This is a genomic window from Agromyces sp. NPDC056523 (assembly GCF_042794545.1).
Classification (GTDB): Bacteria; Actinomycetota; Actinomycetes; order Actinomycetales; family Microbacteriaceae; genus Agromyces.
The window spans coordinates 194,886-216,219 of the sequence record NZ_JBHTTM010000002.1; the positions used below are offsets into that span (position 1 = coordinate 194,886).

General features: G+C 71.4%; 16 protein-coding genes and 1 tRNA gene. 4 read left to right on the forward strand and 13 right to left on the reverse strand.

The annotated features are described in order from the left end of the window. Window positions 1-117 precede the first annotated feature (117 nt). The 3 genes from ACFQ58_RS07895 to ACFQ58_RS07905 all read right to left on the reverse strand — a co-directional run bounded on the left by ACFQ58_RS07895 (window position 118) and on the right by ACFQ58_RS07905 (window position 3,008). Window positions 118-1,590: an SPFH domain-containing protein gene (locus tag ACFQ58_RS07895; protein ID WP_376950528.1), complete on the reverse strand. Its 1,473-nt coding sequence runs from the start codon at window positions 1,588-1,590 to the stop codon at window positions 118-120. Window positions 1,591-1,630: 40 nt separating this feature from the next. Continuing rightward, window positions 1,631-2,107: an NfeD family protein gene (locus ACFQ58_RS07900; RefSeq protein ID WP_376950529.1), complete on the reverse strand. Its 477-nt coding sequence runs from the start codon at window positions 2,105-2,107 to the stop codon at window positions 1,631-1,633. A gap of 136 nt (window positions 2,108-2,243) precedes the next feature. Next, the gene (locus ACFQ58_RS07905) at window positions 2,244-3,008 is read right to left on the reverse strand and encodes a hypothetical protein (protein ID WP_376950530.1); all 765 of its coding nucleotides are present in this window, start codon (window positions 3,006-3,008) and stop codon (window positions 2,244-2,246) included. Between the two features lie 77 nt (window positions 3,009-3,085). Between ACFQ58_RS07905 and ACFQ58_RS07910 the strand changes: the two genes are divergently transcribed. Beyond that, window positions 3,086-4,852 (forward strand): bifunctional 3'-5' exonuclease/DNA polymerase, encoded by a 1,767-nt coding sequence (locus ACFQ58_RS07910; protein WP_376950531.1) that lies wholly within the window; start codon window positions 3,086-3,088, stop codon window positions 4,850-4,852. Here the strand turns inward: ACFQ58_RS07910 and ACFQ58_RS07915 are convergent. Beyond that, window positions 4,834-5,466, reverse strand: coding sequence for a PadR family transcriptional regulator (locus ACFQ58_RS07915; protein WP_376950532.1), 633 nt, complete (start codon window positions 5,464-5,466; stop codon window positions 4,834-4,836). The genes ACFQ58_RS07910 and ACFQ58_RS07915 overlap by 19 nt on opposite strands. A 193-nt stretch (window positions 5,467-5,659) precedes the next feature. Here ACFQ58_RS07915 and ACFQ58_RS07920 point away from each other — a divergent pair, with 193 nt between their 5' ends. Continuing rightward, complete coding sequence (locus ACFQ58_RS07920; RefSeq protein WP_376950533.1) at window positions 5,660-6,181, forward strand: DUF3145 domain-containing protein; 522 nt, start codon at window positions 5,660-5,662, stop codon at window positions 6,179-6,181. A gap of 159 nt (window positions 6,182-6,340) precedes the next feature. Here ACFQ58_RS07920 and ACFQ58_RS07925 read toward each other — a convergent pair whose 3' ends face one another. The 6 genes from ACFQ58_RS07925 to aceE form a co-directional block, all read right to left on the reverse strand. Beyond that, window positions 6,341-7,576, reverse strand: coding sequence for a beta-ketoacyl-[acyl-carrier-protein] synthase family protein (locus tag ACFQ58_RS07925; RefSeq protein WP_376950534.1), 1,236 nt, complete (start codon window positions 7,574-7,576; stop codon window positions 6,341-6,343). Window positions 7,577-7,641: 65 nt separating this feature from the next. Continuing rightward, window positions 7,642-7,890, reverse strand: coding sequence for an acyl carrier protein (locus ACFQ58_RS07930; protein WP_092670197.1), 249 nt, complete (start codon window positions 7,888-7,890; stop codon window positions 7,642-7,644). 70 nt (window positions 7,891-7,960) lie between these two features. Further along, window positions 7,961-8,965: a beta-ketoacyl-ACP synthase III gene (locus ACFQ58_RS07935; protein WP_376950535.1), complete on the reverse strand. Its 1,005-nt coding sequence runs from the start codon at window positions 8,963-8,965 to the stop codon at window positions 7,961-7,963. Window positions 8,966-8,991: 26 nt separating this feature from the next. Continuing rightward, the gene (locus ACFQ58_RS07940) at window positions 8,992-9,915 is read right to left on the reverse strand and encodes an ACP S-malonyltransferase (protein WP_376950536.1); all 924 of its coding nucleotides are present in this window, start codon (window positions 9,913-9,915) and stop codon (window positions 8,992-8,994) included. A 90-nt stretch (window positions 9,916-10,005) separates the two neighbouring features. Then, complete coding sequence (locus ACFQ58_RS07945) at window positions 10,006-11,220, reverse strand: PucR family transcriptional regulator (RefSeq protein WP_376950537.1); 1,215 nt, start codon at window positions 11,218-11,220, stop codon at window positions 10,006-10,008. 14 nt (window positions 11,221-11,234) lie between these two features. Then, window positions 11,235-13,961 carry a pyruvate dehydrogenase (acetyl-transferring), homodimeric type gene (aceE, locus tag ACFQ58_RS07950; protein ID WP_376950538.1) on the reverse strand — a complete coding sequence of 909 codons (2,727 nt, stop codon included), beginning with the start codon at window positions 13,959-13,961 and terminating at the stop codon, window positions 11,235-11,237. 163 nt (window positions 13,962-14,124) lie between these two features. On the opposite strand from aceE, the gene ACFQ58_RS07955 reads away from it, so the two are divergent. Then, entirely contained in the window at window positions 14,125-14,610 is a 486-nt protein-coding gene (locus ACFQ58_RS07955) for a redoxin domain-containing protein (RefSeq protein WP_376950539.1), read from the forward strand. A gap of 9 nt (window positions 14,611-14,619) precedes the next feature. Here the strand turns inward: ACFQ58_RS07955 and ACFQ58_RS07960 are convergent, their stop codons facing one another. Beyond that, entirely contained in the window at window positions 14,620-18,876 is a 4,257-nt protein-coding gene (locus tag ACFQ58_RS07960; RefSeq protein ID WP_376950540.1) for a BTAD domain-containing putative transcriptional regulator, read from the reverse strand. 120 nt (window positions 18,877-18,996) lie between these two features. Next, window positions 18,997-19,695, reverse strand: coding sequence for a hypothetical protein (locus tag ACFQ58_RS07965; protein WP_376950541.1), 699 nt, complete (start codon window positions 19,693-19,695; stop codon window positions 18,997-18,999). A 73-nt stretch (window positions 19,696-19,768) separates the two neighbouring features. Here ACFQ58_RS07965 and ACFQ58_RS07970 point away from each other — a divergent pair. Then, window positions 19,769-19,841: transfer RNA gene (locus ACFQ58_RS07970), tRNA-Val, on the forward strand. 21 nt (window positions 19,842-19,862) lie between these two features. Here the strand turns inward: ACFQ58_RS07970 and ACFQ58_RS07975 are convergent. Beyond that, window positions 19,863-21,290 (reverse strand): glycosyltransferase family 39 protein, encoded by a 1,428-nt coding sequence (locus ACFQ58_RS07975; protein ID WP_376950542.1) that lies wholly within the window; start codon window positions 21,288-21,290, stop codon window positions 19,863-19,865. Window positions 21,291-21,334: the final 44 nt, after the last annotated feature.

Below are 21,334 nucleotides of genomic sequence, written 5' to 3' on the forward strand. Positions count from 1 at the left end.
GGGCGCCCCCCGGGGCCATCCCCCCCCCAGGGGGGCGCCCCCCCCACCCGCCACCCCCCTGCTCGCGCCGGGGGGGGGCCGGCGGGGCGCCCGCCGCCACCCCCGTCAACGGTCGCGTCAGTTGGCCTTCGAGGTGACCTGCGCCGCGTCGTGCGCCGCGACGATCCGCCCGCCCGCCAGGCCTGCGAGGATCGAGCTGACGTCGAGGCCCGTCAGCGACTTGACGACCTCGGTGCCCTCGCCGAGCACCTGCCCGACGGTCTTCGTCATGGCGCTGGCGCCGTCGGTCGAGACCACGGTGAGGGTGTCGATGCTGGCGATGGGCTCGGCCGCGGCGCGGACGATCTCGGGCAGGCGGGAGATGATCTCCTGCGCGAGGGCCGCCTCGCCGTACTTCTTCAGTGCCTCGGCCTTGGCGTCGGTCGCAGCCGCGTCGGCGATACCTTCAGCTTGGACGGCGGCGGCGCGAGCCTCACCCTCGGCGCGAATACCGGCCGCGAGTGCGACCTGGCGGTCGCGCTCGGCCTCACCAGCGAAGCGGACGCTCGTGGCGGCGGCCTCGGCATCCTGCACTGCGGCCACCTTGTTCGCCTCGGCGATCTTGGTGCGCTTGTACGCGTCGGCCTCGGTGGCGGCGTTCGCGGCGTCGCGCTGCGCGGTCGCCTTCTGGACCTCGGCGTACGCCTGCGCCTCGGCGGGCTTGCGGATCTCGATGTCGAGCCGCTCCTGGGTGACGAGCGCTTGCTCGGAGAGCGCGTCGCGCTCCTGAACGGCGACGAGCTTGTCCTGCTCGGCCTTCGCGAGCAGGCCGGCGGCTTCGGCCTCGGCGTTCGCCCGGTCGGTCTCGGCCTTGATGCCGGCCTGCTTCAGGCTGAGCGCCTTCTGGCGCTCGGCGACCTGCTCGGCCGCCTCGATGCGTGCGAACTCGCTGACCCGCGCCGCCTCGGCCTCGCTGACCTCGGCGACCTGGCGGGCGCGTGCGGCCTCGGCGCGGCCCAGGTTGGCGAGGTAGTCGCTGCCCGGCGTGGAGATGTCGCTGATGTTGAGCAGGTCGACCTGCAGCCCCTGCTCGGCGAGGTCGGTCTTCGTCTCGGCGACGACACGGTCGGACAGCGACTTGCGGTCGGAGATGATCTGCTCGATCGTCATGTCGCCCACGATGGATCGCAGGGATCCCTCGAGCGACTCCTTGATGATCTCGGTCAGGAGGTCCTGCTGCGACAGGAAGCGCTGCGCGGCGCGGCGCACGCCCTCCTCGCTGCCGCTGACCTTGAAGTTGATCGACGCCTTGATCGCGATCTTGATGCGGTGCTTGTCGACACCCTCGACCGTGATGCCGATCTGGCGCTGCTCGAGCGAGATCGAGAAGCCCTGCTGCAGCACCGGCCACACGAAGGTGCGACCGCCGATGACGACGCGCTGCCCGGTGCCGATCTCGGCGGTCGGGCGACCGGCGCCCCGACCGACGATGATGAGCGCCTCGTTGGGCGGCACGCGGCGGATGCGCCCGGCGATGAAGCCGAGCACGCCGAGGAAGGCGATGGCGATCGCGACGATCGCACCGATCTGGATGAGGGCGGGGTCGAGCATGGGGTCCTTCCGGTTCGGGTCGAGATGGGATGGCTGGGGGTCAGGCGGGCTCGGCGACGACCTTCACGCGCGAGCCCGAGTGCTGGACCACGCGCACACGCGATCCCTCGGCGATCGCGGTGTCGGCGTACGCCAGTCGCCGCTCGAGTTCGCCGGGACCATCGAGGCTCACCTCGCCGCCCGACGCCGTGATCGTGACGGTCGCCACGCCGGACAGCCCCACCGCGGAGGCCGGCACGCCGTCGGAGCTGCGCGCCAGCGAGCGGACGAAGGCGACCGAGGCGATGTACGCCGCCACCGCGAGCACCGCGGCGAGGACGTACGCCCACACGAGTTCGAGTCCGGCGCTCACGGTGAGCGCGCCGGCGGCGCCGAACACGGTCAGGCCGACGCCGAGGGCCGTGCCGGAGACGAGCCCGTCGCCGAGCTCGAAGTGATCGAGCACGTCGCCGATGACGAGCGAGATCACGAGCAGCACGAGGCCGAGGCCTCCGACGACGAGGAAGGGGATGAGCACGGAGCGGCCTCTCTGCACGACGATGTCCCCGCCTCAGGTAGCGGGGACATCGCTCACCCTACCGGCGGCGCGACCCGCCGCACCAGAGGGAGCGGTGCCCATCCGGAGAGATTCCTCCGGGCGCGGGATCGTCCGATCACGTCGTCGCGGGCACGCTGACCCGGAGCCGTTCGACCGCTTCTTCTCCGCGGATGAGGATCATGAGCCGCACGATCTCGTCGACGACGTCGGCCGTGAGCGAGCGGCAGACGATGCTGTACGGACCCAGCGCCTCGAGCCCGCCCGCGCGCACCCGGATGACCTCCCATCCGACCTCGCGCAGCGCCTCGTCCTTCTCGACGTCGGAGCCTTCCTTCAGCCCTCGGTGCGCGCGTCTCGAGCGGCCCGGATCGTCGTACTCGATCGCGATGCGCAGTTCGGCGACCAGGATGTCGGGCCACACCTCCTGGCGGCCGTAGAAGGTGCGTGCCAGGCGGACGGCGTTCGCGCGATGGTGCAGGCGCACGCGCTCACCGAGCATCGCCCGGAGTCGTTGCTCGGTCATGGAGGTACCGACCCGCAGACCCGGCTTCATGAACGGCATGCCGGCCTCGCGGGTCGCCGCGCCCGGTGCCGACGCGTTCGCCCGGCACTTGGCGCACCCCGGTCCGGTGAGCACGTCGATCACCGTCGCCCGGAAGCGGTCGTGCCCGCGCCGGCACTGCCAGTCGTACTCGGCGCCCACCCTCGTCTCGACTGCCAGCGCTCGGCGTCCCGCGGGAGCGACCCGGCCGAGCAGGTCTCCGCGGGTGCGCTGCGTCTCGTCGAGCAGCATGCAGAGGGGGCAGCGGCGACGGATGGCGACCGCCGCCGGATCCTCGGCGGCCGCTCCGTGGCCGCAACCGAACCTCACCGCGACCATGTCGTCGACCTCTTCCGCATGCCGACATCGTGCTCCCTTCCACCGACATCGCGATGTCGTCGGCACAGGAGAGAATCGTGAGCGTGCGGATCGCGGTCGCGGCGACGCGCGGCGGGCGCGCAGAGCTCGTCGACCCCGACGGCGGCCTCCGGCTCCAGGTCGATCGCGCCATGCTGCCCGCAGAGATCGCTCGGCTCGAGTCCGAGCTCGGGCCGCGATGGGTGTGGCGCGAGACGCGCGAGTGGGCGTCCGAACTGCTCGACGCGGGCGTGCGCGTGGCGCGATGCCACGATCTGCGGCTGTGCGGCGCCATCCTGGCTTCGTCCACCTTGGTCGGCGATGCCGGGCCGTCGGCCGGCGAACGACCCGCGTGGTTGCCGCCCGGGCCCGCCGAGGCGGCCGGCCTCGCCGACGTGCCCAGCCCCGCGCCATCCGCCGATCGCGGGCCGGCACTCTTCGACTTCGACCACCTCGAAGCAGGGGGCGCGTCGAGCAGCGCCACCGCGTTGCCCACGGCCGACGAGCTGCTCGAGGAGCAGGACCGCCAGCTCGCGCTCGTCGACGGCGCCGAGCGGCCCGGTGCGCTGCGCTTGCTCATGGCCGCGGAATCGGCCGGGGCGCTCATCGCCGCCGAGCTGCACGCGGCCGGGCTGCCGTGGGACCGACGGGTGCACGAGCGCGTGCTCGAGGAGGCGCTCGGCCCGCGTCCCGCGTCGGGCCGGAAGCCGGCGCGGATGGGGGAGCTCGCCGAGGCGGTCCGCGGCGCGCTCGAGGCTCCGACGTTGAACCTCGACTCGCAGGCCGACCTGCTCCGAGGCCTGCGCCGCGCCGGCATCGGCGCCGACTCGACCGCCCGATGGGAGCTGCGCGAGCACGACCACCCGGCCATCGAACCGCTCATCGCGTACAAGCGGCTCGCGCGCCTGCTCTCCGCGAACGGATGGGGCTGGCTCGACGAATGGGTCGTCGCTGGCCGCTTCCGCGCCGACTGGGTCGCCGGTGGTACTGCGACGGGTCGGTGGGCGACGGCCGGGGGTGGCGCGCTGCAGCTGCCCAAGGCGATCCGGCGCGCCGTCGCCGCCGACGACGGCTGGACGCTCGTCGTCGCCGACGCCTCCCAGCTCGAGCCCCGTGTCCTCGCGGCACTCGCACGGGATCCCGCAATGGCGGCGGCGGGCCGCGGTCGCGACATGTACCGTGCGATCGTCGAGGCCGGCGTGGTCGCGACGCGCGACGAGGCGAAGGTCGCGCTCCTCGGCGCGATGTACGGGGCCACGACCGGCGACAGCGGCCGCCTCGTGCCTCGGCTCGCGCGTGCCTACCCCCGCGCGATGGCGCTTGTCGACCGGGCCGCGCGCGACGGCGAGGCGGGGCGCGCGGTCACCACGCTCCTCGGCCGTTCCTCGCCTTTGCCGCCCGCGCGCTGGCACGAGCTGCAGGCGCGCGCGACCCAGCCCGACGCGACCGAGGTCGACGAGCGACGGGCGCGGACCGCCGCTCGCGAATGGGGACGGTTCACGCGCAACTTCGTCGTGCAGGGCACCGCCGCGGAATGGGCGCTCTGCTGGCTGGCGGGCGTGCGGAACCGGCTGGTCGGCCTGGGGGAGCGGCCGGACGGTTCGCCGGCCGCGCCTGCGTCCGGACCGGCGTTCGAGCGTGCGCCGCACCTGGTCTACTTCCTGCACGACGAGCTGATCGTGCACACGCCGGTCGAGCTCGCGCCCGCGGTGGCCGAGGCGGTTCGCGATTCGGCGGCCGAGGCCGGGCGACTGATCTTCGGCGATGCGCCGGTCGAGTTCCCGCTGAACCTCGTCACGGTGCCGAGCTACGGCGCGGCCACCTGAACCTCGCGCACGGCGCGTGCCGGACGACGACCACGCCGGGGCCGCTCGGCGCTGGGTGCGAAGGCGAGCGACGCGGCATCCGCTCGGCTCACCTGACCGAGCCACGCGATGGCTGCTGAAGCGCGCGCGACGTCGGCCTCGGCGGCGAGGTCGGCGAGGCCGGCGGCGCCCGCGAGGCCGGCCGGCTCCGACGCGACCGAATCCGACGCGCCGCCGCCGTCGGCGACCTCCCGAGCGGCGTCGCGCCGCGTGGTCCATCGGTGGAGCTCGCCGTCGAGGATCGGCGCCGCATCGATCGCAGGCATGGACAGTGCGAGCAGGACCCGGTCGATCGTCTCGTGCCACGGATCGGCGCCTGCGGCATCCGCACCGTCGAGCCAGGCCGCCGCAGCCGCGCGACCCGCCGTCGTGAGCCTGTGAAGGGGGAGTCCGTCGTCGGTCGCGCCGGCCGATTGGACGAGGCCCTGCGCGCCGAGGCGATCGAGTGTCGAGTAGGTCTGGCCGACGTTGATCTCGCGTCGGCCGCCCGTCCGTGCGGCGAGACCGCCGTGCAGCTGGAACCCGTACGCGGGTCCGTCGATCAGCAGCACCAGCAGCGCATCGCGTACGGCCACCCGGTCTCCTTCGCCCACGGGCAATCACTCACCCGGTGAGCAGTTTAGCGTCAGGCCTTGTCAGGCGCGGGGATGGACGGGCATACTCGTCCTGACGACTCGTCGTCGCCAATCGAACATTCGCGCTCACGCCGAGCCCGCAGTTTCCGAGGTCGTAGGGGAAGACGCACCTCACGAGGAAACGGAGCAGGAGATGGCGGAGCAGGTCACGCGGGCCGCACGCGCCGCGCGAGGGATGCTGTTCGTGCATTCGTCGCAGCGGGCGCTCTGCCCGCATGTCGAATGGGCGGCAGGAGGGGCGATCGGCACCGCCGTGAACTTCGACTGGGTCGATCAGCCCGTGCTGCCGGGCACCATGCGCGCCGAGTTCTCGTGGACGGGCGAACCCGGCACGGGCGCGCGGATCGCCTCCGCGCTGCGGGGGTGGGAGCAGCTGCGCTTCGAGGTGAGCGAGGACCCGGGTCCGGGCTCCGATGGCGCGCGGTGGATGCACACGCCCGAGCTCGGGGTCTTCTACGCGCAGACCGACTCGGCAGGCAACCTCGTCGTGCCCGAGGATCGCATCCGCTACGCGATGGAGATCGCCGCGTTCGACGCCGGGGAGCTGCACCGCGAACTGCGCCTCGCGCTCGGCCAGGCATGGGACGACGAGCTCGAGCCGTTCCGCCACGCCAGCGACTTCGCTCCCGTGGTCTGGCTGCACCGCGTGGGATGAGACCCGCCGCCCGGTGGCGCGACGCGTTCGTCGGTCGACTCGATCCCGGCAGCGCACGACCGTACCCCATGGCGGCGATGCAGCGGGCCCCGACGCCGTGAGGCGGCCGGGGCCCGATGCATGTCGGTGAGACGGATGTCGCGGCATCCGCCGCTCGCGTCAGGCGGAGCGGAACGCGGCGACGGCGTTGTGTCCGCCGAAGCCGAACGAGTTGCTGATCGCGACGAGGTCGCCGTCGCCGAGCGAACGCGGGGACGTCACGACGTCGAGCGGGATCTCGGGGTCCTGCTCGGTGAGGTTGATCGTCGGGGGAGCGGTGCGCTCGTGGAGCGCCAGCACCGTGAAGATCGCCTCGATCGCGCCGGCCCCGCCCAGGAGGTGCCCGGTCGACGCCTTCGTCGCGGTGATCGCGATCCGGTCGAGGTGGTCGCCGAAGACGCGTCGCAACGCGTTGTACTCGGCGATGTCGCCGACCGGCGTGCTCGTGGCGTGGGCGTTCACGTGCACCACGTCGGACAGGCTCGCGCCGGCGCCCTCGATGGCCGCCGTCATGGCGCGCGCCGCCGCGGACCCCTCGGGGTCGGGCGCGGTGATGTGGTACGCGTCGCTGGTGATCGCCCCGCCGAGCAGCTCGGCGTAGATGTGCGCGCCACGGGCCTTCGCGTGTTCCTCGGTCTCGAGGACGAGCGCGGCACCGCCCTCGCCCATGACGAAGCCGTCGCGCGCGACGTCGTAGGGCCGCGACGCGACCGCGGGGTCGTCATTGCGCTTGGACAGCGCCTGCATCGAGTTGAACGAGGCGATGGTGATGGGGTGGATGGCCGACTCCGAGCCGCCCGCGATGACGACGTCGGCGACGCCGTCCTGCAGGTGCTCCCACGCGTTGACGAGCGACTCGGTGCTCGAGGCGCATGCCGACACCACAGTGCGGATGCCCGCGCGGGCGTGGAGGTCCATGCCGACTGCGGCGCCCGGGCCGTTCGGCATGAGCATGGGCACGGTCATCGGCAACACGCGCCGTGGGCCCCGCTCGCGCAGGGTGTCCCACGCGTCGAGCAGCGTCCACACGCCGCCGATGCCGGTCGCCCAGTCGATGGCGAGACGCTCGGGGGCGACCTCGGGGGCGCCCGCGTCGGCCCAGGCCTCGCGGCCGGCGATCAGCGCGAACTGGCTCGACGGGTCGAGGCGCTTGACCTCGTGACGCTCGAGCACCTCGGCGGCGGGGACCTTCGCTGTCGCGGCGAACGTCACCGGCAGCTCGTACTTCTCGACCCACTCGTGCTCGAGGGGGCGCGCGCCGGACTCGCCGGCGAGCAGGGCATTCCAGCTGTCACGGGCGGTGCCGCCGATGGGCGTGGTGGCGCCGATGCCCGTGATCACGATCTTCTTGGTCATACGAAATCACTCCGTGGGGGCGAGACGACGGACGGGTCGGCTCGCGCCGACCCGTCCGTTCGTCACTAGGCCTGGGCGTTGACGATGAAGTCGACGGCGTCGCCGACGGTCTTGAGGTTCTTGACCTCTTCGTCGGGGATCTTGACGTCGAACTTCTCCTCGGCGTTGACGACGATCGTCATCATCGAGATGGAGTCGATGTCGAGGTCATCGGTGAACGACTTGTCCGCCTCGACCGTGTCGGTCGCGATGCCGGTCTCGTCGTTGATCAGCTCAGCCAGGCCGGCAAGCACTTCGTCGCGGGACAATGCCATGGTTCTTCTCCTTGCAGGGGTGTCTCGTCGTATGACCGAGACACAGTCTAGATGGACGGGGAACGGCGGCTCAGGGCAGAACCACCACTTGAGCGCCGAACACGAGTCCGGCGCCGAAGCCGATCTGGAGGGCGAGTCCTCCGGAGAGCTCGGGATGCTCCTCGAGCAGGCGGTGCATCGCCAGCGGGATGGAGGCGGCCGAGGTGTTGCCGGTCGTGGCGATGTCGCGACCGATGACGACCGAGTCGGGGAGCTTCAGCTGCTTGGCGAACTCGTCGATGATGCGCATGTTCGCCTGGTGCGGGATGAACGCGGCGAGGTCATCCGAGGTGATGCCCGCGGCATCCAGCGCCTGCTTGGCGACCTTGGCCATGTCCCACACGGCCCAGCGGAAGACCGTCTGGCCCTCCTGGCGGAGGGTGGGCCACTCCGACTCGCCGTTGCGGAACTCGGTCAGCGTGTGGTTCATGCCGACCGCGCCGGCCTTGGAGCCATCCGAACCCCAGACGGTGGCGCCGATGCCGGCAGCGTCGCTCGGGCCGACGACGACCGCTCCCGCGCCGTCGCCGAGCAGGAACGAGATGGTGCGGTCGGTCGGGTCGACGACGTCGGAGAGCTTCTCGGCGCCGATCACGAGCGCGTAGTTGGCGGCGCCGGCGCGGATGAGCGCGTCGGCCTGGGCGACCGCGTACGCGTAGCCGGCGCACGCGGCGTTCATGTCGTAGGCGGCGGCCGGGTTCGCACCGACCCGATCGGCGACGACCGCCGCGATGGACGGCGTCTGCTGCACGTTCGAGATGGTCGCGACGATGACCAGGTCGATCTCGTCGGCGGGAATGCCGGAGCGCTCGACGGCCTCACGCCCCGCCTCGGTGGCGAGGTCGACCGCGAGCACGTCGGCGCCCGCGCGAGCGCGCGTGATGATGCCGGTGCGCTGGCGGATCCACTCGTCGGACGAGTCGATCGGGCCGACCAGGTCGTCGTTCGGGACGAGGTTCTCGCCGCGCGACGCCCCGACCGAGAGGAGGCGGGTGAAGGCGGGTCCGTGCGACTGCGTGAGGGTGGGGTGCGTCATTCGTTCTCTCGTCCGGAGTCGGTGGGCTACGCCGCGGCCTGCTCGAGCAGCTCGATCGCGGCGGGCAGGTCGTCTGGCGTCTTGACGGCGACGGTGGGCACGCCCTTGAGGGCGCGCTTGGCGAGCCCGACCAGCGCACCGGCCGGTGCGAGCTCGATGAGTCCGGTGATGCCCTCGGCCGCGAACGACTCCATGCAGCGGTCCCAGCGGACGGGAGAGGCCACCTGGCCGACGAGGAGGTCGACGAACTCGGCGCCCGAGGCGACCTTCGACCCGTCGCGGTTGGTCCACAGCGTGACGCCGGGGTCGGACACGGACAGCGACGCGGCGACCTCGGCCAGCCGCTCGCGGGCGGGCTGCATGTAGCGCGTGTGGAACGCGCCGGCGACCTGGAGCGGGATGACGCGGGCGCCCGTCGGCGGCTCGCTCCTGAGTTGCTCGAGGGCGTCAACCGCGCCGGCCACGACCACCTGTCCGCCGCCGTTGAAGTTCGCCGGCTCGAGGCCCAGGCCGTCGAGGCGACCGAGCAGGTCGGCCTCGTCGGCGCCGATCACGGCGCTCATGCCCGTCGGCACCAGTGCGGCGGCATCCGCCATGGCCCGGCCGCGAGCCGCCACGAATCGCATCGCGCCGGCGTCGTCGAGGATGCCGGTGGCCGCGGCCGCGGTGATCTCGCCGACCGAGTGGCCCGCGATCCCGCCGATGCCGGAGACGCGCCCCTCGGCGGTGAGTGCGTCGAACGCGAGGATGCCCGCCGCGACGATGAGCGGCTGGGCGACGGCGGTGTCGCGGATCGTGTCGGCGTCGCTCTCGGTGCCGTGCGTGCCGAGGTCGATGCCCGCGGCCTCGGAGAGGCCCGCGAGTCGGTCGGCGAAGGACGGCTCGGCGAGCCACGGAGTGAGGAAACCGGGGGTCTGGGAGCCCTGTCCAGGGCAGACGACGACGATCACCGCTCCAGTCTGCCAATCACGACGTGGCCATGTGTGTGCACTCGCGACAAGGTATCTGCCGAGGCGTTGTCTCCGCGATACATACGAGGCTCAGCTTCCCGGTCGACGCCGGGGCGCGGCCTCGTGATCGCTCATCGAGCCGATGATCAGCGCCGACTGCAGGATCAGCGCCTCGCGAGCCCCCGTGGCATCCCAGCCGATGACGTCGGACACGCGCTTGAGCCGGTACCGCACCGTATTCGGGTGGACGAACAGCTCGCGCGCGGTCGCCTCGAGCGACCGGCCGTTGTCGAGGTAGCTCCAGAGCGTCGTCAGGAGCTCGGTGGAGTGCGCCTGCAGCGGGCGGTAGATCCGGTGCACCAGCGTCGCGCGCGCGAGCGGGTCGCCCGCGAGGGCGCGCTCGGGAAGCAGGTCGTCGGCGTGCACCGGACGCGGCGCATGGCGCCACGACCGCGCCACGGCGAACCCGGCCAGCGCGGCCTTCGCGCTCTTGCCCGCGTCGACGAGGTTGGCGACCTCGTGTCCGAGCACGAGGTGGCCTGTCCCGAAGTGCGGCTCGAGTTGGGTCGCGATCTCCATGAAGGTCAGCGCCGGCGCGGTGCCGACGGCCTCCTCGGCGTCCGGGGCGCGCGGGTCGGCGCGGCCGATCACCACCACGAGGCGGTTGCCCTGCACGCCCACCAGCACGTCGGCCTGCATGTGCCGGGCGGCGCGGCGGACCTGGTCGACGTCGAACAGCTTCGGGGCCGTGCCCACGAGCACCGCGACCTCGCCGTGGCCGTGCCACCCGAGGGCGGCGATGCGGCTCGGCAGCTCGTCGTCGTACTCGCCGGAGAGGATCGAGTCGACGACGAGCGCCTCGAGGCGCGCGTCCCACAGGCCGCGCGCCTCGGCCGCACGCGCGTAGACGTCGGCGGCGGCGAAGGCGATCTCGCGCGAGTACAGCAGGATCGCCTCGCGCAACGGCTCGCCGCCGTCCTTGACGCGCTCCTCGACGACCTCGACCGTGACGCGGATCAACTGCAGCGTCTGCTGCAGGCTCACCGAGCGCAGGAGCTCCCGTGGCGCGGCCCCGAACACGTCGGCGGCGATCCACGGCGTCGAACGCGGGTCGTCGAACCACGCGATGAACGAGCTGATGCCAGCCTGCGCGACGAGGCCGACCGCCGAGCGCCGGCTCGGCGGCATCTCGCCGTACCAGGGCAGGGTGTCCTCGAGACGCTTCAGCGTCTGCGTGGAGAGCTCACCGGAGATGGTGCGCAGCCACGCGAGGGTCTCCGCCTTGGTCCTGGGCTTCGTCGCCACCGTCGGGACGCCTGCTAGCTCTCGCCGCCGGCGGTGCCGGTCGTGCCCGCGTTGACGTCGTGCAGGCGGTACTTCTCGATCGCCTTGGCCGGGAGCGACCGGTCGACCTCGCCGCGGTCGGCGAGCAGCTGCAGCGTCCGGACGACGACCGAGGGGCCGTCGATCTTGAACCAGCGGCGCGCGGCCGGGCGCGTGTCGGAGAAGCCGAAGCCGTCGGCTCCGAGCGTCGCGTATTGACCGGGCACGTAGGGACGGATCTGCTCCTGCACGGCGCGCATGTAGTCGGACACGGCGACGAACGGGCCGCGCGCCCCCGCGAGCTTCTGCGTGAGATACGGCACGCGCCGCTCGGCCTCGGGGTGGAGGAAGTTGTGCTCGTCGGCCGCGAGCCCGTCGCGATTCAGCTCGGACCAGCTCGTCACCGACCACACGTCGGCCGCGATACCCCAGTCCTGCCCGAGCAGGTGCTGCGCCTCGATGATCCACGGGACCGCGACGCCCGACGCCAGCAGCTGGGCCCGAGGGCCGTCGCCCCAGCCCTCGGAGATGCGGTGGATGCCGCGGACGATGCCGTCGACGTCGACCGTCTCGGGCTCGGCCGGCTGCACGAGCGGCTCGTTGTAGACCGTCAGGTAGTACATGACGTTCGGGTCGGAGTGGCTGCCGCCGTACATGCGGTCGAGGCCGGAGCGCACGATGTGCCCGATCTCGTAGCCGTACGCCGGGTCGTACGAGACGACCGCGGGGTTCGTCGACGCCAGGAGCGGCGAGTGGCCGTCGGCGTGCTGCAGGCCCTCGCCGGTCAGCGTGGTGCGGCCCGCCGTGGCGCCGATCATGAAGCCGCGCGTCATCTGGTCGCCGGCCGCCCAGATCGCGTCGCCCGTGCGCTGGAACCCGAACATCGAGTAGAAGACGTAGATCGGGATGAGCGGCTCGCCCTGCGTGGAGTACGAGGTGCCGACCGCGGTGAACGCGGCGAGCGCGCCGGCCTCGTTGATGCCGACGTGGATGATCTGGCCCTGCGGGCTCTCCTTGTAGGCCAGGAGCAGCTCGCGGTCGACCGAGGTGTAGTGCTGGCCGTTCGGGTTGTAGATCTTCGCGTTCGGGAAGAACGCGTCCATGCCGAACGTGCGAGCCTCGTCGGGGATGATCGGCACGATGCGGTTGCCGAAGTCCTTTGCGCGCATGAGGTCCTTGAGCAGCCGGACGAACGCCATGGTCGTGGCGATCTCCTGCGTGCCCGAGCCCTTCTTGGCGATCGCGTACGCCGAGTCGTCGGGTAGCGAGATCGCGGTGTGCTTCGTGCGGCGCTCGGGCAGGTAGCCGCCGAGCTCGCGGCGGCGCTCGTGCAGGTACTGGATCGCCTCGTCGTTCTCGCCGGGGTGGTAGTACGGCGGGAGGTACGGGTTCTCTTCGAGCTGGGCGTCGGTGATCGGGATGCGCATCGTGTCCCTGAAGGTCTTCAGGTTGTCGAGCGTCATCTTCTTCATCTGGTGCGTCGCGTTGCGGCCCTCGAAGGCCGGGCCCAGGCCGTAGCCCTTGATGGTCTTCGCGATGATGACGGTCGGCTGGCCCTTGTGCTCGACGGCCGCCTTGAACGCCGCGTACACCTTGCGGTAATCGTGGCCGCCGCGCTTGAGGCCCCACACCTGGTCGTCGGTGAGGTCCTTCACGAGCTCGAGCGCGCGCGGGTCGCGGCCGAAGAAGTTCTCGCGGACGTACGCGCCGGACTCGGCCTTGTAGGTCTGGTAGTCGCCGTCGGGCGTGACGTTCATCAGGTTGCGCAGCGCGCCGTCATGGTCGCGTGCGAGCAGGTCATCCCACTCGCGGCCCCAGACGACCTTGATGACGTTCCATCCGGCACCGCGGAAGAAGCTCTCGAGCTCCTGGATGATCTTGCCGTTGCCGCGGACCGGGCCGTCGAGGCGCTGCAGGTTCGCGTTGATCACGAACGTGAGATTGTCGAGCCCCTCGTTCGCGGGGACCTGGAGCTGACCGCGGCTCTCGACCTCGTCCATCTCACCGTCGCCGAGGAACGCCCAGACCTGCTGGTCGGAGGCGTCCTTGACGCCGCGGTTGGTGAGGTACTTGTTCAGCTGCGCCTGGTAGATCGCGTTGATCGGGCCGAGGCCCATCGACACGGTCGGGAACTGCCAGAACTCGGGCATGAGCCGAGGGTGCGGGTACGACGAGAGGCCGTCCGGGGCGTGCGACTTCTCTTGACGGAAGCCATCGAGCTGTGCGGCCGAGAGCCGGCCCTCGAGGAACGCGCGCGCGTACGTGCCGGGGGAGGCGTGTCCCTGGATGAAGATCTGGTCGCCGCCGCCGGGGTGGTCCTGGCCGCGGAAGAAGTGGTTGAAGCCGACCTCGTACAGGGCCGCCGACGACGCGTACGTCGAGATGTGGCCGCCGACCGCGATGCCCGGACGCTGTGCGCGGTGCACGAGCATGGCGGCGTTCCAGCGGATCCATGCGCGATAGCGCCGCTCGATCTCCTCGTCACCGGGGAACTCGGGCTCGTTCTCGGGCGCGATGGTGTTCAGGTAGTCCGTCGTGGGCACCATCGGCACGCCGAGGTGCAGCTCCTTCGAGCGCTTCAGCAGGCTGAGCATGATCTCGCGCCCGCGCTCGTGGCCCTTCTCGGCGACGAGCGCGTCGAGGGACTCCGCCCACTCGCCGGTCTCCTCCGGATCGGAGTCCATCGCCTCGACCGAGTACGGGTCCTGGTCGTTGACAGTCACACTCGACCTCTCTCTTCAGCAGATCGTGCCTTCGGTTCCGTGCGTGCGCACGCCGAAGCGACCGGGTCACGGTCGGGGGCACCACGCCATCCTAGTGATTCTAAGCCGGGGGATGACCGGCTAGGCTGGCGCGCGTCCACGCCCGCTCGTGAGGAGGCCCCTCGTGATCCTCGGTGCCGGGGCGATCGCGCCCGACTTCGACCTGCCCGACCAGTTCGGCGCTGCGCAGCGGCTGGGCGCTCGCCGCGGCCTCCGCGGCGTCGTGCTCGTCTTCGTCCCGTTCGCGTTCTCGCGCACCTGCACGGGGGAGCTGCACGACCTCGACGCGCACGCCGACCTGTTCGAGGCATCCGGTGCCGACCTGCTCGTCGCCTCGGTCGACGCGAAGTACGCGCTCCGGGCCTGGGCCGAGGCCGAGGGCGTCGGCGTCACGTTGGTGTCCGATTTCTGGCCGCACGGTGCGGTCGCCCGCGCCTACGGGGCCTTCGACGAGCGCGCCGGCCACGCGCGGCGCGCCACGTTCGCGATCGGTCCCGATGGCGCCATCCGCTCCTCGTTCATGACCGCGCCGGGCGAGGCGCGACAGATGGCTGCCTACCGTGAGGCTCTTGCGGCGCTCCGGCCGGATGACTTGGGCGCCCCCGCCTGAGGCGTGGTCTCAGTCGGAACCGAACCCGCACGTCGAACGATACGATCCGAGGCCGTCGAGGTGTGCCGCCCACTCGTCGGGCGTCAGGTCGCGGCCGGCCATCCGGCAGGCGATCTCCGAGTGCGTCGCCGGGCGGAGGTCCCACACCGCGATGCCGCCGGCGGTGTCCACGGCCAGCTGTCCACCATCGGCACTGAACCTGCCGAGCCCATCGGCGGGCAGCGGTCCTCCGATCGGGATGCCCGCGACGAGGTCGTAGACCGAGACCGTGCCATCCCGCCCGGATGCACCCAGCGTCCGACCGTCGGCGCTCAGACTGAACGCCGCCAGCCCGCCGGGCACCGCGGGAAGTGAATCGACGAGCGCGAGCGACGTGCTGCTGTGTCGGACGATCCGATCGTTCCGAGCGCTGAGGATCCCGCCGTCAGCGTCCAGGATCGCCTCTCGGAGTTTTTCGGGCCCGGACCGCAGCTCCTCGCCGGTCGTCCCGTCGAAGACCGAAATCCGCTCCTCGTCATCACGTTGGTACCACGCCGTGACGATCACCTCGGTGCCGTCCGCGCTCGACGACACCGACCAGACCTGCCCATTCGTGCGGATGGTCGGCTCGGTGCGCGAGCCCGTGCTGGGGTCGATCGTCCAGATGTCCCCGTTCGCGCGAACCGCGAATAGGCGCTTCCCCGCGGCATCCGCGAACGCGCCTGCGAGGTCCATCGGGATCGCCTCGGAGCCATAGCTTCTCCCCGTGCCGACGTCGAGAAAGCCGCGCACCGGACGATGGCCGTCCCAGATGTCCCCGAAGAGGATGCCTCGTCCGCCCCAGATCACGCGGTACGACGGAACGGGCAGCCGGGTGGTCAGTTCGCCGGTGCCAGTGTCCAGCACGGCGAACTCAGTGGGAGCGGAGCCTGCAGTCGCGCCCTCCTGTCGTCGACCGACGAGGATCTGAGGATCGCCGGGCGAGTACCCGTCCACGAGGGTCCATCCCGGCGCGACCAGCCGCGTGGCAGGGCCGGAACCGTCCAGCATCCAGCGGGTGATGGTGGGAGATCCGCGGCCGATGACGATGAGCTCCTTCCCGTCGGCCGAGACGGCGAGCGGCCCGACCTCGCCGAGCCTCGGGTCGTGGTGGATGCCGGTGGACACACCGGTACGGAGGTCGCGCTCGTCGATGTGACCGAAGAGATCGCCGCAGTACAGCGTGCCGAGTTCGACGGAGGCCGCCAGCCAGGGACAGGGCTGGTCCTCGCGAAGAGCGTCGACATCCTCTTCCGGCAGCAGATTCTTCGGGCGTATCGGGGCGCCTCCGCTGTCGTCGATCGCGAACTCGTGCACCCACTCCACCCGAGCATGCTCGAGGTCGACGAATGCGATCCGTCGCTGGCCCGTCGTCACGACTCGGGCGTCGGACAGCACTGCCATCGACACGCTCGTCGCCCCGGGCGGCATCTGAACCGCGACCCGCGCCGTCGCTGTCGCGGGGTCGATCACGAGGAGCTGCCCCTCCATGGTCCCGTAGAGCAACCGTCCGTCGGGCGTGAACTGGAGGGCGCCGTCGGCTCGCGGGAATTTCAGCGACGCGTGCTCGAGGGTTCCCTCTACGGTCCGCATCGAGCCATCGGCCGTGTCGATGAGTCGGAGTCTCCCGGTCCCGTCGAGTGCCGCGAGGACGCGGCCGTCCGGAGCGAGTGCGATCACCGAGGGGTCGAATCCCAGCAGCATCGGCCCGAGCAGCCGCTGCCCTGTCACCACGTCGGCGATGACGAGCCGACCGTTGAAATCCGTTCCCAACCATTCGGTGCGCAGCCACTCGACGGCGGCGACGCGTGTGCCGTCACTGCTGACCACCGGACCGATGCGTTCATCGAGGTATGATCCGCCGTAGCGCGGGATGTCCAGGGTGCGGAGCGTCTCCATCGAGTCGATGTCGACGATACGCACGTCCAGCGCATCGGTTACGAGCACCGCCTCGCGTGATCCCGGGATGAGTGTGCCGGCGATCTCATCCACCCGCTCGACGTAGCCCGTGCCGACCATTCCGAGCGAACCGGTCATCGTGGCCATCAACGCCGATCGGGTGCGAGGATCCTCGGGCCAGCGGCGATAGGACTCCACGGCGAGCAGTGCTGAGACGTCGGGCTCGGTGGCCTGCAGCGACTCGGCCCTGCTGGTCAGCGCCTCGATGCGCGCCTCGACGCGCTGACGGTCGATCTCCGCCGCCCCGGTCACGACGAAGCCGCCCGCGATGAGGGCGACGAGCAACAGCCCGGCAATCGCGCCGAGCGACGTGCGCAGGCGGCGGTTCTGTCGACGATCCCGGGCCGCACGTGCTCGGACCTCCTCGAGCGTGCTCTGATGAAGCCGCGCCGATTCGTCCAGGAACGCAGCCTCGGTCTGCGTCAGCTCGGGAGCATGGCCCTCCCGCCACTCGAGTGCCGCCTGGAGGCGCGCGCCACGGTAGAGGTCCTCGTCGGGGCGTCCGTCCGCATCCCACGTGCTCGCCGCGTTTGCGAGCCCGTGCATCGCCCGGATCCACTGGGCGTCCTCATCCAGCCAGCCGCGCAGGCGCGGCCATGCGACGGCGAGCGACTCGTGCGCGACGATCAGTGAGTCCTCTTCGACACTGACCAGCCGCGATCGCGCCAAGATGGTGAGCACGCGGTCGTGCGCTTCGTCTTCGCGCAGTGGTGCCAGGCCGACACGTCGACGCATGGGCGCGCCATCCGCTCCGATCTCCACCAGCCGGAGGAACGTCGAGCGGCAGATCTCCTGCTGCGCCGAATCGAGCGAACGGTACAGCCGGTCGGCCGACTGGGCGATGGCGCCGTCGAGAGCGCCGGCCGCCTCGTACCCCGCGACGGTGAGCGTCGCACCCTCGCGACGCGCCCACGTCTCCACGAGGGCGTGGGAGACGTGAGGGAGCACGGCGGGCGCGCCCGCAGCGTCACGGAGGAGCACCTCGACGAGGCCGGGCTCGATGCGGAGTCCGGCGAGGGCGGCCGGACCCTCGACCGCCGCACGAAGGCCGTCGGGGGTGAGCGGCCCGACGAGGTGCACGCCGTCTGCGAACAACGGCCCGATGCCGGCTGCGGTCGCGCAGGCGCTGAGGAAGTCCGCGCGTACCACGACGATGACGCGTCGCCCCGCCGCGACCGCGTCGGCGATCAGGGTGCCCGCCTCCTCGACCTGCGACGCGGAGAATCCGGAGTGGAACAACTCCTCGAACTGGTCGATCACCACGACGCCGTGCGCCGACCCCGCCAGCACCTCGCGAAGACGTGTCAGCGGTGCAGCGCCCGAGGCGATCACCACCACGTGCTCGCCGCGTGCCCGGAGGGCCGGAACGATCCCGGCGAGAACGAGGGACGACTTGCCGCAGCCCGAGGCGCCGGAGATCGCCAGGAACGGCGCGACCGTGAGCCGATCCAGTGCCGCCCGGACCTCAGCCTCCCGACCGAAGAACTCCTCGGCGTCTTCGGTCCCGAACGGCTGCAGGCCCCGGTAGGGGCATTCCGCGTTTCCGAGAAGCAGTATGGCGGGCGCCTCGAGTGACGGGTCCTGGTTGAGGATCGCAGACTCGAGAGCGACGAGTTCAGCACCGGGTGCGATGCCGAGCTCCTCCGCGAGCCGCTCGCGCGCCGTGCGCAACGTGGCCAGTGCATCGGCCTGCCGTCCCGTCCGGTACAGCGCAGTCGCCAGGATCGCCCACCGTCGTTCCCTGAAGGGCTCGCGCCGCAGCAGGCGCTCGGCATCGGGCACGACAGTGCGGTCCTCGCCGCACTCGAGCCGCGCCGCCAACAGGTCCTCCTCGGCTGTGGCCCTGATCTGCTCGAGTCTCCGGACCTCGGCGACCGCGGGCGGCCATTCGCCGAGATCTGAGTAGGGCGCGCCGCTCCAGAGCGAGAGAGCACGGTCGATCACGTCGACGGCCCGAACGGGATCATGCTCGGCTCGATGCCGCACCGCGTCGGCGAGGAGGTGCTCGAATCGCAGTACGTCGATCGAGTCGGGTTCGACATCGAGTCGATATCCGGCGCCGAACGTGGCAATGGCGCTGGACCCGAGCTCCCGTCGCGCGTGCGCGACGAGTGCCTGCACCTGCTTGCGCCACGTCGCCGGCGGGTCGTCTCCCCACATCGCATCCGCCAGCTCGGACGGTGCGACGACGTTCCCGGATCGAAGGACGAGTACGGCCAGCAAGGACCGCTCCTTGGGGCTGAGCTTGCCGCCGTTGATCGTGAGGTCACCGAATACTCGGATCTCCACACCTGCATTGTCGAATGGGCCCCGAGGCCTGTCAACGACGGCCCGGCTGCGTCCATACCCGTTGCATACCGCTCGTCCGAGCGCGTCCATACCGACGCACCCGGAACACACTCGACGTGCTCAGCCGAGGATCCCGACCGACCGGGCGATCACGAGCGCGAGGATCACGAACCCGCCGAACGCCTGCAGGCCCATGAGCAGCTTGATCCGCTGCGAGAGCGGGATCGCGTCGCTCGCGCTGAAGGCCATGCTGTTCGACAGCGACGTGTAGAAGTAGTCGACGAACCGGGGCGTCCAGTCCATGACCGCGGACGACCGCGCGGCGACTTCGGCCACGGCGGTGTGGTCCTCGTCCTGCGGGAAGCGGAGGTCGGCCGGCGGCAGCTCGGTTCGCGCCCGCGTCGTTCGCACGACCGGTCCGCCGCGGTCGAGTTCCCAGTAGAGCAGCGCGAAGCCGATGACGTTCGCGACCCACACCTGGAGCGCGGCGAGCAGCAGTTCGGGGGCGTCGTGGGGGCCGCTCACCAGCTTGGTCACGATCACCACCAGGGCGACCTGGTTGACGAGGACGAGGAGGAGCGCGAACGCGACCGAGACGACCCGGTACCAGCGCGGCTGGCGGACCAGCTTGTGCGGATTCACGATCGAGAGCATGACGAGGAAGGCGATGCCCGCAGCGGAGACCACGAACCGCTGGACGCCGATGAGCTCGTTCGGGAGGAACGCGTACAGCGCGAGCGCGACCAGCAGCGCCAGCACCGCCGGCCAGCGGTACTCGGGCTCGGCGGTGCGGCTGGGATGCCGCGTGCCCACCTCCATGCCCGTGAGTCTAGGCCGCTCGGATACCATGGGCGTGCGCCGCACGGCGGGCCGAAGAGGCCCGACGCGGCGAGGGCCTTTAGCTCAGTTGGTAGAGCGCCACGCTTACACCGTGGATGTCGTCGGTTCGAGCCCGGCAGGGCCCACTGCTCCGTCTCGAGCGCCGTTCAGCGCCCGTCGCGTCCGAAGACGGTGACGGTGTCGGATGGCAGGGCGCGGCGTTCGATCGGCTCGAATCCCGCGTCGTGGAGCACCGCGACGTCCGCGTCGACGCCGCGCGCGCTCCGCGACACGACGATCACGCGGTCGATCCCGTCGAGTCGGTGGTCGACGTCGGCGAGCGGGGCCGTGACGTCCCACAGTCCGTCCGTCTCGTGGTGGGGTCGGATGAGGGTGAGGTCGACCAGTCCGCGGAAACCCTCGGGATAGACGTGCATCGCCAGGCGCGGCCGTCGCGACGGCCGCACCTGCCCGTCGAACACGATGCCGTCGCCCGGCTCGGCCAGCTCTGCGACGGCGGCGGAGACGGCCTGCCAGTCGGTACGCCCGTTCTTGGCGTACGGAGTGCGTTGGTCGACGTACGCCGGGACCGCGAGCGCGACGAGCGCGGCGACCGCCGCGACGCGGGGCACGAGTCTGGGCAGCGCGGAGCACCCGACCGCGATCAGGATCGCGACGCCCGGCGCGCTGACGACCAGGTAGCGGGGGGTGAACGCGGGGGTCACGAGCGCCGTCAGGATGAGGAGCACGGCGGCGGGAAGCACCACCCAGGCGCCCGCCAGCACGAGGAGCTCCCGGCGCCCGGACCACGTCGCGTCGTGCCGGTGGGCGACACCGGTCACGACGCCGACCACCATCAGGGTCCACGCCACGGCGGCCACCGCCGGGAGGATGAACCACGGTGAGACGAGGACCGAGGCGAGGCTCACGATGTCCTGCTGCCCGCGGAACGCGATCTGCTCGCGCTGCCGGATCGCGAGCACGGCGACCGGCGCGGCCAGCAGTGCGGCGCCGGCCCAGGTGAACGCGAAGGGGTGGAGCCGCCCTGCGGCGCCGCCGGAGGAGGCACCGGCCCGCGCCATCCGGTGCACCACGACCACGACGTGGACGAGGATCAGCAGGCCCGCATAGAGGAACACGTACGTCCCGGCCGCGAGTCCGATCGCGTACACGACCCACCACGCGCGCCGAGCCGGGCCGTCGAGCAGACGGAGGAGGAGCAGCGTCGTCCAGACCGCGATCGCGGTCGCGAGGGCCATCGAACGAGCCTCGGTGGCGACGTACGTCACGCGGGGCATCACGGCGAAGACGCAGGCCGCGACGAGCGCGACCCATCGATCGGCACGTCGTCGCACGAGCAAGTAGAGGCCCGCCGCCGCCGCACCGACCGCGAGGGCGGAGGGGAGGCGCACCGCGAACGGCGATGCCCCGACGAGGTCGACCCAGACGTGCAGCAGTGCGTAGTAGACCCCGTGGACCGCGTCGACCGTGCCGAGCAGCGCGACGAGCGATTCCCATTCCCGGCGCGCGGACATGATGGAGGCCGCCTCGTCACCCCAGAGCGACGGAACCCAGGACCCGCTGACGACGAGCACGGCCGAAGTCGTGCCGACGATTGCGGCGACGGACGCGTCGCGAA